Genomic DNA, 12,498 nt, shown 5'->3' with positions numbered 1-12,498 from the left:
GAGATGAGCTCCCTCGGGAGGCTGTCGCCCATAGCTGCCCTTCCGTCGGCGAGTACCGAGCGATCTTCGCCCGACCTGAGGCAATCCTTCATCTCATTTCGTTAGGAGTTCTAAGAGATGCGGGCTCGGCAGTACGGTTGCTCAGCCGGTGGCGGCCTTGGCGATCAGGTCCGCGAGTGGTTGCTGGGCAAGGTAGCGCACGACGGAATGCGGTTCGGCGACGCCGTTGCGGACAGCTTCGTCGTGTACGTCCGGTGCTACGTGGGCCAGGCCGCGTGATTGCGCGACCACGTCGCCGGCGGCGTGGAGGTTGAGCCACTGGATTCCCTGCGGGATCCGAAGAAGCCCGTCGTGGCCCAGGGAGCGGCGAATGGTCGGCCAGGCCAGCGGCGAGCCACAGGTGACCAGGTACTGCAGGCCGTCCGGGCCGGGACCGATGTCCTGGTGTGTCAGAATGTCGAACACGATGACACTGCCCAGGGAGTGGGCGATGATCACGCGCGGCCCGGGACGGTGCAGCTCCGCGGCGACCAGGTCTCGGATGGGGGAGCCGTAGCCGTCATCGTCGTGGAGGTAGCGGTAGACCTGCCGGATGATCCGCAGCAGCCACTGTCCCGTGCCCCGGCCCGCTTTCTGGTCGACGGCCACCAGCACGTGGGCGAGTTGGCGTGAGACATAGGGGATTCCGAGACCGAGGGTGTCGACGGGCAGGGAAGCGGTGTCCACGCCGTCCGGCAGGTAGGGATCGAGCGTGTCGAGGATGAAGGCTTCCTCCTCGTCCGTGACCAGGCTCTCGTCCACCCACGTCTCGTCCTCGCCGGGGCCCAGATGCTGCGCCTGACCGCGGAACAGGCGCCCGTAGTGGGACACCATCAGGGGCGGGATCGGGCAGTGCGCCCCGTGATACCGCCGCAGCCCCCGGGCCAGGGCCCCGCTCCAGTCGGCGGAGAGCTTCATGGCGTTGGTGTTTCCCTGCCAGATGCCATGGACACCCACGATGTGCATGCTTACCCGATCCCCTGAAACTGTGGTCCGCTGTCCTCGCGCGCGATCCTATCGGAGCCGGATCCACCGCTCCCGGGCCCCCGGACCGGCCGCTTGGGGCCTGGGAGTAGGCGGCTAGAGTTTTCCCTTCGCACGAGCGCGGGTGAGGGACTCCCCACAGTGGAAGCGGCCAGCTCCGCTTCGCACTTGGCCAGCAGTACCGGCCACAGTGCGTGGGCGAGTTCCACCTTCTCCAGGCGCAGCCGCAGCCGCATCAGCGGGACCTTGATGTCCTGGTGGACAGCTCTGGCTGCCTGGAGTTCTTGGCGCAGCCGCTCCTGCCAGTCGTGGCATTCGGCGGGATGTCCCTGCCGTATGGCGATAGCGGTGATGGCGGGGGCCAACTCGTCGTCGGTGAAGTTGGCCAGCTCGTACTTGTCGCGTCCCCACACCTGAATGTTGACCATCAGGTCGAGGACGTCCTGGCCGATGGCGGCGTCCTGATGCGTCGAGGAGCCAGCCCTTGCCGAGATGCGCGGGGCGATGCTGTAGCGGACAATCAGGTGCGGATTGACCTTCGAACCCTTGGTGCGTTGCACGCGTACATCCTGCGGAGTGCGCAGGCCGAGCTCGCTGAGCAGAGGGGGCACGTGGTACAGCTCGGTCTCTTCCTCGACCAGGAGCAGGACCTTCGGCCGTGGCGACAGCCCGCGCTCAGCAAGGGCGCGCTCCAAGGATTCGGCGTCCCCGTGACGGGGCGTCAACCGGTCGTGCTGCACTCCAGCATGCCGCGCCCGTCAAATCGGGCAGAGGGGCCAGGTGTCCGTCCGCAGTGAGGTCCTCGTGGGCTTGCAGGAGGATCTCCGCGGCGACGCGACGCCACATGTTCTCCAGTGACCGCCCACGAAGCTTGGACCAGCCCTGCCGGTATCCGGCATAGCGGATCAACGGCAGCCAGTCCCGCAACGGATCGTCATGAGCTTGCGCGAGCAGGCCATCTGCCGTCTCCGCAAGGCGTACCGGGGCGAAGCTCGCCTGAGTGAGCAAGTCCAGCGTGTTCGTGGAGGCCCGATACCGGCGGAGGTCCAACTCGTCGGCGTCCGGCGGCATGCTCACCTGCCCGAGGACACCCGGAAGGTAACGGGTCGACAGTGCGCACAACACCCGGACCAAGCGCTGCTGATCGGCGAGAGGCCGACCGTTGGGCTGGACGAAACCGAGTCGGGCGAACTCGTACCGGCTCAGTGCCTGACGCAGCGTCAGCAGCTGCCAGGAGGAGTACACGAACCCGTTCCACCATTGTCGGTCCTCATCCGCCGGCCTAGCGTAGGGCTACGCCACGGAGTAGCCCTCGCCGGCGGCATCCCGCAACCGTCCTTCGGCGTCAGCAGCCATGACCCATCCGCGTGCGTTCCCGCTGCCGGCTGTGGCCACCGAGATGCGTCGGCCCTCGACAGCGTTGTCGCACACCCGGTAGAGCGGGACCAGCAGCCGGCGGTTGTGCAGTTCCTGCAGGACGTCCAGGCTCAGACGGTGCCCGTACTCCTTGGCGCGCCGCAGGAACTCATCGGAGGTCAGCAGAGTGTCCTGCGTGAAGGCGTACGGGAGGGTCACCAGGGTCAAGGCGCCGTCTGCGTGATTGCAGCCGAGCACGGGTTCCACGCGAGTCATCGTTTCAGGATAGGTACCCGGCTGTGTGCCGCGGTGTGTCTGGCCAGGAGCCTTTCCGGTTCCGGCGCAGCTGGTTCACTGTTCGATGCTGCGGCCTTCCATGGTGGTGCAGGCGACCAGGACGCGCGGGGGCAGGGCCAGGCCGAGGGTGGGCAGCCGTGCTGCGTGCGCTCGCAAGGACCGACCGCGCGTGAAGCGCCGATCCGTACGAGGAGACGCCGATGGCCCAAGCTCCGCGGCGCCGCCGTGGCCGCACCACGCTGTCAGCCGTCTGCGTGGCCCTGGTGGCTGCCGGAGCCGCTGGCTGCTCCGGGCCGGACATCCGCAGTGGCGCGCCCCCGCTGAAGCTGTGCGGGATCATGTTCTGGAGCGGCGCCGAGGGGACTGGCACGGTGTCTTTGAGCAGATGCACCCGGGGCACGCCCGCCGCTCCGGCCGCCTCCCGGCTTCCCGTCCGCAGCGTCCGGCACGACGGCGGTCCGCCGCCCCGCGTCGTCTCGGTCTCCGCCGGTTGCCCCCACGGCCGTACGGTTGTCGTCTCGCCTGCCTCCTCCATACGGGTGCGCACGGTCGCCGGGACGCCGCCGGCTGCGTTGTCGCGCTCTCCCTCGTCCCGGAGGAGCCCGACACGTCGGTCGAGGTCCACGTCTACGCCTACGACGGCACGCGCCCGACCGGTCAGGTCGCCACCGCCGTGCCCTGACCGACCGAGACCGCGCCGCGGCCCCGAATGTGCGCGGCCCTGCGTTCGGCACAGACACGTCCGGACCATGCCGCCCTACGAGGAGTGGTCACATCCCGATCCAGCCGGACCGACAGGCGTGATCGGGGCCGCGCCTTCTCCTGCACCATCAGCTGCGTCTTCACCTGCGCATGAAGGGGATCGGGTAGTTGGCAATGATGGATGGTGCTCACCTGTTGCTGACATGGGTGACAAGGCCAGGTCATTCTCACGCCGCCTGCTATAGCGGGTGCGGGGTTTGTGCTGGTTAGAGGTGTCGGGCTAGAAGGGAGCGCAGCGGGTTTGCTAGCCATGGCGGTCCTGGTCGTGCACGCTGCCAGGGTTACGGTGCCCGCATTGGCCCGGCCGGTCGCCTGGCTGCCAGCCCTCGTGGCGCCACGGCATGATGAAGAAGATCTTGAGGGCCTTCCCTTGCGTTTCACCGTCCAGGTCGGTCAGCAGCCGTAGGACGATGGAGCCAATCTGTTCGGCCGGGGTGATGCATCGCGCCGTCGGTACAGACGCTGCACGACCTCCTACCGCAGCGTGCTGCTCTTTCGCTTGCGACAGCCCAGAGTTGACCTTTGGCGGGCGGTGGCGGTGCCCCAGCAGATCCCGCTCTTTTGCCGATGTCCGGGGTACGCGCCGCCAGGTGCGGGTAGTGTCTGTGTCAGCCGAGTCCGGGTCTTCGTTCGTAGCGAGGACACCAACTTGCCTCTTTCACCGTCCGGGGACGCGGCCGCACCGTGTCCACCAGCGGGTTCCTGTCTGTGCGCGTGCGCCGCCCGTCCGGTGCGCCCCCGCGTTCTTCCCCTTTTGGAGTCCCGCGATGACGTCATCGCTGTCCGTGGTCCGGGCCATCGACTTCCTGTGCGAACACACCGCCAGCAAGAGCCGCGTGCTGGCCCTGCTGGCGCACGACTACGGACCCAGTTCCCTGACCGCCGTTTTGACCTGCAAAAACCCCGAGCACGCCTTCGAGGCGACAGGCATTCTGCGCCGGGTCCTGGCGCTGCGTGACGCCGCAGCCGTCGACGACGAACTGACCGCTCTCACGGCTCAGATGCCGGAAGCACCGGCCAGCTCCCTGCGCCAGGCCGTCACGCGAGCCGCGAGCGGGACCTGGCCCGCAGAACCCGGCACCCTGCTCACGGCGACGGACCCGGACTCGGAGCCGTTCGACGACGAACCGGATTCCTCGGCAGCGTCCGCAATGGCGGGCCATCCGCGGCTTAAGGACCTGCCGGGGAAGGTCGTGCGGATCACCCACCTGCGCGAGTTCCACATCACCGACGAAGACGCGCTCCTTCACGCCGCTGCCCGTCGAGGCTGGGAGCCGCTGCCGGCGTCCGAACTCGGCGACGACGACCCACGCGACCTGACCGGCGCCGTGATCACCCTCACCGAGGACAGCGACGTCACCGGCAGCCAGACGCTGGAAGACCAAAGCTCGGCAGAGGTGCTGAGCATCGAAGACGGCGACGAACTGGCCGACTGGAGCACAGCGCCCGTCGTCACCCGGTTCGTCCACGGCTGGCGCCTGCGCCAGCAGCGCAAAAGGCCCACAGCCGGTGAGCAGACGCCGAACTTCGCCGCCCTCTTCGCCGTCCGGGACTGCCCCTGCAAGGGCGAGGACCCCGACTGCGAGGAGTGCGGCTGGCAGCTCACCCCCCGCACCGCCGACCTGCTCCACACCGCCCTGGTTCTCCTCGCAGACCAGGCCTACGACGACGCACACCGCCTGGGGGACCAGTTCCTGCCGGACGCCAACGCCACCACCTGGGAAGTCTTCGACCGGCTGCCTCCGCTCACCTGGACGGCCGACCACCGATGGCGGCGGCGCATGGCGCGCGCCTTCGACGACCTGGCCGCAGACCTCGCCCGGGGCAAGTGGCCCGAACCCACCTGCACCGCAGAGGAGATGGCCCTGCACCTGGCCATTGAGGATGCCCCCACCCACCTGGAAGACCGCTCTCCCACGGACCCCCACCACACGCTCCCCGAACACGGCGACGACTACAGATGGGACGACTGTTCCGATCTGCTGTTCCAGGACCACGACGTCCTAATGCTCTTCGACCCGAAACTCGGCGGCATCGCAGACCCGGAGGACTCAGCGAACCAGTCCATGGGTGTGGGCGACCTCAGGGCGGCCGCCTGGTTCGAGCCCTTCGGCACCCACAGCGTCCGCGATCCCGGGCGAGGCTTCCGTCGGTAGGGCACAGCAACTCCACGTCGGGTGCCGTGAGGCCCCCCAGCGGCGGCTTGAGCGCGGAGGTCGCAGCTCGTCCGTCCGACACACGCTGCGGCGCGCATCCAAAGGCTGTTCCTGCGGTCGGAGTTGCGTCTGCGGGGAGCATCCGGGGCGGGAGTCCCAGTGTGAGCGCTCGAGAGAAGCGCGCGCATGTTTTTGAGGTGGGTGAGTTCCTACCGGGACGCGCCGGGGCGCCGGGCCTCCGAGAAGGCGGGGCGTGAGCTACCTGATGGTCAGGTTCGGGCGTGAGTGGTGTGTCGCTGGTCGGCGAGGTAGTCGTGTTTTCAGTGTTTGTGAACTTTTTTCGGTTTTTGGAGTGGTGGGGGTTCAGTCTGGGTTGGTGAGTGTAGATGTGATGGTCGACGTGTCTATGCGTAGTTTATAGATGGATTTTGCCGGGGATCCTGCAGAATGGCCCAGCGCTCACGCCGCAGATGACCCGCATCTCAAGGCTGCTCAGAGCCTAGTTCCACATCAGGTGGGGGCTGGTGCGGTCGTCGTCAGTGAGGGTGCGCTCGCCGATATGGCGGGTGGCGCCTCCGGTGAAGTAGCCGCGGTGCGCCGTCCACAGATCCGCATAGAAGTGCCGGAAAACGAAGTCGGCGAACCGCCCCACGTGCATCGGCGCGGCGCAGGCGATCCGGCAGTGCGCCGAGTTGATGGTCAGGTGCGCGGCCGGGTGCCCCGGGGCGGCGGAGACGGGGTCGTAGTCGAAGCGGACGGCCGAGTGCAGCACCATGCTGGTGGGGGCGTCCGCCACGTAGATATCGACGACGTCCAGCAGGGGTTCGACGCGGACCAGGTCCTCGTCCATGCGGTAGGGCGCGGGTATGTAGGCGAGCCGGTGGCCGCATGAACGCCCGCCGCAACGCACGCGACTACGAACGCCTGCCCCAGCACTCCGAAGCACACCTGAACTGGGCACTCATCACCATGATGACCCGGCGTCTCACCCGCAAGAATCCGCGCACGAGCCAGTGGACACGGAAGACGCCGACAGCTGGATGACGGTGGCCCTACTCGGCGCCGGCCTCCGACACGTCGTTCGTCCCGTGCTGGCGCCGCCTCTCATTGAGCCAGTCGTGAATGGCCTCGATGAGCGCGTCGGAGCGCGTGCGCCTCTCGGCCTCGGTGAGCGCTTCGAATCACTAGGACACCAGCAGCGCAGGCTGCCGCCGGACGACGCTGACCATCGAGTCCTCAGCCGTACTGGCTGAAGAGCGCTTGGAGGTACTCCTCCAGGCGCTGGGCGAGAACGGCTGAGGTCAGATCTTCCCTCCCGAGTTCCCGCCAGGGCTCGGCGACCTTCTCCGCGTCCGGTGCAAAGGCCAGCGCATCCAGCACACGCCAGTACAGGTGATCAGCAGGGTCGTCGCTGAGGGTTCCGCCGGCTGCGATGTAGTGATCCGCAAGCTGCATTCCGGCGGGCACTCCGTGGAGCAGAACAAGCGCAGTGGAGCAGTGGGCCACGTCTAGGTCAGCGGGTCCCCATGACGTTTCCACCCAGTCGACGACACCCGTGATCGTCAGATCGGCTCCTTCTCCCGCGAAGAGCACGTTCCCGGGGTGGAAGTCCCGGTGCAGGAAGCGAGGCCGGTAGGCCGGAGGCGGCTGTCGGATCACATCCACGGCACGCTGCCACACTTCCGGCTGTTTCGAGTTCTCGGGAAGCCGCACCCGCTCTGGGCTGGTCCACGCCTGATAGGTGCGCGGTCGGGCTCCTTCTGGGACGAGCAACCCGTGGATCGCCACCAACTGCCGGGCCAGGAGCTCTGTTTTCCGCTCGATGTCCTCCCCGTCCAGTCTCAGACGCCCTGGAAGCAACGACATCAGCAGCGACGGATGGTCGCAGTGTTCAGCTGCCGCATCAACGCTATGAAGACGAGCGGCTGGCACGTTCGTGTCCGCGAGCAGACGGAGGATGTCCGCTTCCCGCGTCAGCAGTCCCAGGGCGTGCTTTACGAAGAACGGTTTCACGAAAGACCGAAGCACGAGGGAGTACGGCTCACCTTCGCCCTCAACATCGAGGCGACGCATCTGCGATGTCCAGCCCCCTCGCAGCGCTGCCACAGCACATACCCGGTCTCCAGGACGAAGGCTCCGCTCCACCCATACACGGGTCTTGGACCCGCCTAGGTTATCGATGTCAGTCTCGACAACCGCCGCGCTCTCGCCCTCAGCCATGCCGACAGCCTAATGATCAGGAACGAGGGGCCTGAGGCGAAGCTTCAAAAACACCTACTCAACGACGAGGGGTTGGGACACGGCGAGGTGGCCGTGGCGGGCGGCGTAGGCACGGGCGACAGCCAGGCCGTCGGCGGTCGGACGCCGCCGTCCGGGCCAGGCGTGGAACCGTTCTACCTCGCTCGTGGTCAGACCAAGCTCGGCCAGGAGCGTCTGCTGGCCATCGTGCAATTGTTCGTAGTGGGTGATCTGGTGGCGCAGCCACCGCTGAAGCCAGCACGGCAGCCCCATCAGGTTGTCGCCGCCGTGTACCGGCCCCTGCTCGTGTACGTGGATGCGAGCCCGATGCCAGGCGCGCTGCCAGTCGAGGGGCCAGGGAGGGTTCCACCATGCATCCAGGCACCGAGGCTGCTCCGCTTGTTCCATGGTCAGCGACGCCGCATGCGCACGGCGGTTGGCCAGCCACCGACCCAGATCAAACCCCTCCTGCACCCGCCCCTCAGCGTGCGCGACGGCCAGATGCCCGAACCGCTCCACATGAAGACGAGCCTGCTCGAGGCCTTCGGCAAACAACTGTGCATGCCGCTGCTCCAAGCCCCGGCCTTGCCCAGCCCGCCACGGCCCCCTCACCTCTGCCCGCGTGTTTCTCCGTGCCGCCGGTTCGCCAGCTCCTGCCGCACCCGAACCCTCACGTGCGCCCGAACCTGCGCTCAGAGGGTCTGCCAGCCGTCGCAGACCCATTCCTATTTGGACCGGCCGGTGCGCGCTGTGCACCCACCACCGCCCCAATCGCCCCTGCCGCACCGGCGCCCCCGCCGGGCTGCCCTGCTCACGGACCACCGCGCGAGCCCAGGACGCCAATGGCCCGCCATGGTCGTCCGCTTCCAGCTCAACCAGCCACTCCCGTCCCAGCTGCTTACCCAAGGCGGCAGCAAACCGCTCACCGCTACCCCGGCCGCGCACCAGAGCTCCCGAACCGTTCTCGGCGGCCAGCTGCTGCATCCGCGGGTTCACCAGGGTTTCCGCTACCGCGACAATCTCCGGGAACATCACCACGTCCCGTACCAGCAGACGCCACTGCTCAACGCCCCAGCCCGCCGTATCCGGACACCACCGGCGCGTAGCGGCCGTCAGACGCTCCAGACGCGGCCCCCATATCGCCCCCCGCTCCCAGAACTCCTTCCGATCCCACCACCCGCACACCACCGCACGAACCAGCCCGAACACCTCACGGGGTGTCGCGTCAGCCGCCTGTCCTATCCGCTCCACCCGGACCCACTGACGCTGCGCCCGGATCAACTCCATCGCCAGATTCTCGGCGTCAACGAACTCCACCAGATGTCCTTCGCCCACCTCCAGCAGCCACCGGCCATGCCGCACACACAGCCGTCGCCACCGTGGCCGGTACGCCCAGACCGGCGCCCCACCGCTGCCACGCCGAGCCGCGCACAGCCTGCAGCCGAACACCACCGGTCCCCACGGCGAAGCCCCCGACCGCCACCTCGCCCACCCCCGCCCGTCTCCGCCACGGCCAGCCAGCTCCAGCGGACCTGCCGTCCAGGACGGCAACGCCCGCGTGAGATGGCCGGCTGGCACACGGCACCAGCCAGCCAACTGCCCCTGCGCCACTGTGTCGAGGAGCACCTCACCGTTGGGACGCACCCCACGTCTTTGACGCACGGGACTTGCCCAGTGCCACCATGCCGTCAGGTCGGCAACCTGCAGCCGGTAGGCGGACGCCACCCGGTGCAGAAAAGACCACGTCGTTTCCCCTGGAAGGGGTGTCACCTGCAGGACCGCCTCCAAAGCATCGATTTCCGCCCGATTCCCTCTTTGCTTCTTGGCGCTACGGCGTAACCCGGTGGCGACCCCGGGAATCGACTGGTCAAGTGCGTGGCCGGTATGAAGAGCGCACCACTCTGCTCGGAGAGCCTCGGCCGGGGCAGATGCCTCGGCCGGGATAAGCGTAGGAACCGGACTAGCAGAGCGACGTTGGGACGTCAGGCGGATTCCTGGTCAGTGGCATCGGTCTCTGATGCCAGAGCCTTGGCCACGAAATCACTTACCAGAGACCCGACTTTGGAGGCAGGCACGACCTGTTCCCACTGGTGGGACGACGTGGTGCACCAGCAATGGAGACGGAAGCGGATCGACCCGTCTCCCTCCACTGCGCCCCACGGATATGGAGGCGGCTGCTTACATGCATCGTGAGGGTCGAGCACGAATGTGCGAAGCACGACGTCCGGTTGGTGCCGCGGCGGCACCGTACCTTCACGACGGCAGCCGTTGCACTCCAAGAGGTGCTGCGCCGCGCCCGGGCGGTTGATGAACCGGTAGCCGCCACCTTCGTACGTATTGCAGCTGGCACATACCGGACCGCGGACGAAGCCGTGCTCGTGGCAGTGGTCCCAGTACATGGCCTGCCGCGGGCTGGGGCACAAGACGCACAGAAATGCATCCGGTTGCGACTTCTTCGGAAGTGACTTGTACTGCCTGCCCCGCAGATGACCTTTGTACCGGCGGGCGGCGGCGCTGGTGCATGAGGGACACAAAGTGGTGTAGCCGGCAGTGCTGGAGGAGCGCCATTCCCAGATGTCTCCTTGGGCACCGCACCGGCTGCAGCAGGCGACTTTTTCGGCGAACTGGGCAGCGATTTGCTCGGCCCGGTCGAGAAGGGCGGCGTAGGCACGCGGGACCATCCAGATCGTGCCGGACCACGTCAGTAGCGGCAGCGGGCGGGTGGAGGCGATGCTCTCCTCGCCGTAGCGTGCTTCGACCGCCTCCCAGGTTGCACCGCACCCCAGTCCATGCTGGTTGGGGCGGGTGCGGTCGCATGGTTGTTGGCCTTCGCAGTGGCAGCCGTTGGCGGTCTGGTCCTCGTAGGCGACGTGGTCGAACCAGTTCGTGATCTGTAAACGCCACGTGCGTCCGCGGTCGGTGGGTAGGGGACGGGCGTCGACCAGATCGTCGAGATCGATCGCGAGCGAGGCCAGCCGTTCGCCGGCTTTGCGGATGTCCCGTTCGTCCAGCCGCCACCGGTTCTTGTGCTTGTAGCCGCGGACGGCGACGTCTCCGATGAGCACGTGGTCACTTGTCTGGAAAGCGTAGCGGGCCATTTCTGCAGGGGCTGCAGGAATGGGGCAGCCTTTCGTCAGTTCCTTCAGTAACTGGCCCGCGTATTCGGGGCTGATCAGCGGCATGATGTGTCTCTCCTTGCGAGCGTTGAGGAAAGGGCGAGGAAACGCGGGGGAAGAACCGCTCGTGGCGGTCCACGGTCGGCGATGCTGCGCGGCATGCGCCGAACTGGTAGCGGATGAAGCCGCCGTGAAGGAGGCGTCACCGGTACGGTGCTCTCCCCGGTCGTTGCGGGGGGAGGGGTTCCCACCCGCTGGTCAAGAAGGCTGCTTTGGCCTGCTCCGACAAGGCGCGAGTACGGCCGTCGCCGAGGAGAGCCGCGCGGTCGCTGTACTCGGCAGGCCGTGCCACGGCCTGGTCCACCATCCATAAGCGGTCATCGCTGATGCCGTCTGCCACGGTAAGTAGCCACTGCCGAAGCGGATCGGCTCGTGCGGCCTCGCGGCCACGGGCACGGCTATAGGCACCCAGCCAGTCCGCGAGCCACGGTCTGCCGATGCGGAGGCCAACCTCTTGGAGGAACAGCCTCTCGGCGGCGGCAGCGCCCCCGGTGGCGAAGCTCCCGCGCAGGTGACGCTGCCAGCGGCTGCCCCCGAGCAGCCGGGCGACGGCAATCACTTCCGGATAGGCCAGCAGCGCATGAGGCACGATGGCCGCCGGCGGGCACCCCGTGACCGCGGCGAGTCGGCGTACACGGTCCTGCCAGACCGGCTCGGATCTCCATCGCTGTACCTGCCACGACCACACCACCGCCGCGGCGAAGGCCACCACCTCCCCGCCGCGCGGATGCGTCCGTACGAGAGAGACATGACGCCGATGGGCCGCAAGGACTTCGGGTAGGCTCTGCAGTGCGATGCCCGCTGGTTGCCCAGCGCGTGCGAGAAGCCAGCGCCGGTGGCGACGGCAGATATGCCCGGCAGCCCCCGGATACACCAGCACGCCGGGCCCCGCCAGCCAGGCCCGTCCGGTGCATGGTGGGCAGGCCGCCACCCACGCCGTGCCCGGCGTGTACCAGGTGGCCCGCCGGAGCAGGGCATCTTCCAGACGGCTGTGGCAAAGGGCGAGGCTGGGCAGCAGGGCAGTGAGCCGGGACAGGGGTGTGCCGGTGAACTGGGCCAGAGCTGCCTGTGCGGGTGCGTTGAGGAACAGTTCCAGTCCGGTTTTTGGTGTGCCCGTCACGTGAACACCGTACGGACCGTCCAGGGCTGCTCGCAGCAGGTCCTGGGCCGATAGCCCGAATTCGGCGGTCATCCTGCGAATCCAGGAACCGGTCAGCTCCTGCGCGACGGGTGCAAGGCGAACAGGCACAGGCGCTGGATGGGGGGATTGCACGGGCATGGTCCTTCGCGGCAGACAGGAATGAGGGCGCCCCGAAGCCGGGGCCGCGATTGCGGTCTTTTGAACACGAGCAGCCCGCGGAGCTGCGGCGCCAACGCCGCAGCACTGCGCTAGGTGGCTAGTCCGCCCTGGCGTTGCCTGCGCGTGGCACGTGCCGCGTTAGTGGCTTGAACGTCGAGCACCACCTGCGACAGCAGTTTCTTCGTGACCG

10 protein-coding genes and 1 pseudogene are annotated in these 12,498 nt (G+C 67.6%); 2 read left to right on the top strand and 9 right to left on the bottom strand.

All coding sequences use genetic code 11. The annotated features are described in order from the left end of the window. Positions 1-141: 141 nt before the first annotated feature. The 4 genes from K7472_RS31855 to K7472_RS31840 are packed head-to-tail and all read right to left on the bottom strand — an operon-like array spanning position 142 to position 2,655. Entirely contained in the window at positions 142-996 is an 855-nt protein-coding gene (locus K7472_RS31855; protein ID WP_222982686.1) for a hypothetical protein, read from the bottom strand. Positions 997-1,007: 11 nt separating this feature from the next. Then, positions 1,008-1,718 carry a cytochrome P450 gene (locus K7472_RS31850; RefSeq protein WP_222982684.1) on the bottom strand — a complete coding sequence of 237 codons (711 nt, stop codon included), beginning with the start codon at positions 1,716-1,718 and terminating at the stop codon, positions 1,008-1,010. After that, on the bottom strand, positions 1,699-2,268 hold the full coding sequence (locus K7472_RS31845; RefSeq protein ID WP_222982682.1) for a hypothetical protein: 570 nt from the start codon (positions 2,266-2,268) through the stop codon (positions 1,699-1,701). The genes K7472_RS31850 and K7472_RS31845 overlap by 20 nt, the downstream gene beginning before the upstream one ends. Positions 2,269-2,316: 48 nt before the next feature. Continuing rightward, a complete protein-coding gene (locus K7472_RS31840) occupies positions 2,317-2,655 on the bottom strand; it encodes a hypothetical protein (RefSeq protein ID WP_222982680.1) in 339 nt (112 codons plus the stop codon). A gap of 1,550 nt (positions 2,656-4,205) precedes the next feature. On the opposite strand from K7472_RS31840, the gene K7472_RS33320 reads away from it, so the two are divergent. Continuing rightward, positions 4,206-5,594, top strand: a complete 1,389-nt coding sequence (locus tag K7472_RS33320) for a hypothetical protein (protein ID WP_222982678.1) — start codon at positions 4,206-4,208, stop codon at positions 5,592-5,594. A 499-nt stretch (positions 5,595-6,093) separates the two neighbouring features. Here the strand turns inward: K7472_RS33320 and K7472_RS31830 are convergent, their stop codons facing one another. Continuing rightward, entirely contained in the window at positions 6,094-6,444 is a 351-nt protein-coding gene (locus K7472_RS31830) for a DUF2290 domain-containing protein (protein ID WP_252396583.1), read from the bottom strand. A 38-nt stretch (positions 6,445-6,482) separates the two neighbouring features. Between K7472_RS31830 and K7472_RS33805 the strand changes: the two are divergent. Further along, positions 6,483-6,620 (top strand): annotated as a pseudogene (locus K7472_RS33805) (IS5-like element IS4811 family transposase); the annotation flags it as partial. A 210-nt stretch (positions 6,621-6,830) separates the two neighbouring features. Here the strand turns inward: K7472_RS33805 and K7472_RS31825 are convergent. The 4 genes from K7472_RS31825 to K7472_RS31810 all read right to left on the bottom strand — a co-directional run bounded on the left by K7472_RS31825 (position 6,831) and on the right by K7472_RS31810 (position 12,287). Beyond that, positions 6,831-7,814 (bottom strand): phosphotransferase family protein, encoded by a 984-nt coding sequence (locus K7472_RS31825; protein WP_222982674.1) that lies wholly within the window; start codon positions 7,812-7,814, stop codon positions 6,831-6,833. A 54-nt stretch (positions 7,815-7,868) separates the two neighbouring features. Continuing rightward, positions 7,869-9,149 (bottom strand): helicase associated domain-containing protein, encoded by a 1,281-nt coding sequence (locus K7472_RS31820; protein WP_222982672.1) that lies wholly within the window; start codon positions 9,147-9,149, stop codon positions 7,869-7,871. A gap of 665 nt (positions 9,150-9,814) precedes the next feature. After that, on the bottom strand, positions 9,815-11,014 hold the full coding sequence (locus tag K7472_RS31815; RefSeq protein ID WP_222982670.1) for an endonuclease domain-containing protein: 1,200 nt from the start codon (positions 11,012-11,014) through the stop codon (positions 9,815-9,817). Between the two features lie 136 nt (positions 11,015-11,150). Continuing rightward, the gene (locus tag K7472_RS31810) at positions 11,151-12,287 is read right to left on the bottom strand and encodes a TniQ family protein (RefSeq protein ID WP_289679333.1); all 1,137 of its coding nucleotides are present in this window, start codon (positions 12,285-12,287) and stop codon (positions 11,151-11,153) included. Positions 12,288-12,498 lie beyond the last annotated feature (211 nt).

Origin of the sequence: Streptantibioticus parmotrematis (assembly GCF_019890615.1) — a bacterium.
Lineage (GTDB): Bacteria > Actinomycetota > Actinomycetes > Streptomycetales > Streptomycetaceae > Streptantibioticus_D > Streptantibioticus_D parmotrematis.
This window is presented reverse-complemented; position numbering and strand designations above follow the sequence as displayed.

Bases quoted from the DNA above. Each gene is read 5' to 3' on its own strand.
- K7472_RS31840 (WP_222982680.1), bottom strand. From the start codon at position 2,655: ATGACTCGCGTGGAACCCGTGCTCGGCTGCAATCACGCAGACGGCGCC.
- K7472_RS33320 (WP_222982678.1), top strand. From the start codon at position 4,206: ATGACGTCATCGCTGTCCGTGGTCCGGGCCATCGACTTCCTGTGCGAA.
- K7472_RS31830 (WP_252396583.1), bottom strand. From the start codon at position 6,444: ATGGACGAGGACCTGGTCCGCGTCGAACCCCTGCTGGACGTCGTCGAT.
- K7472_RS31825 (WP_222982674.1), bottom strand. From the start codon at position 7,814: ATGGCTGAGGGCGAGAGCGCGGCGGTTGTCGAGACTGACATCGATAAC.
- K7472_RS31815 (WP_222982670.1), bottom strand. From the start codon at position 11,014: ATGCCGCTGATCAGCCCCGAATACGCGGGCCAGTTACTGAAGGAACTG.
- K7472_RS31810 (WP_289679333.1), bottom strand. From the start codon at position 12,287: ATGCCCGTGCAATCCCCCCATCCAGCGCCTGTGCCTGTTCGCCTTGCA.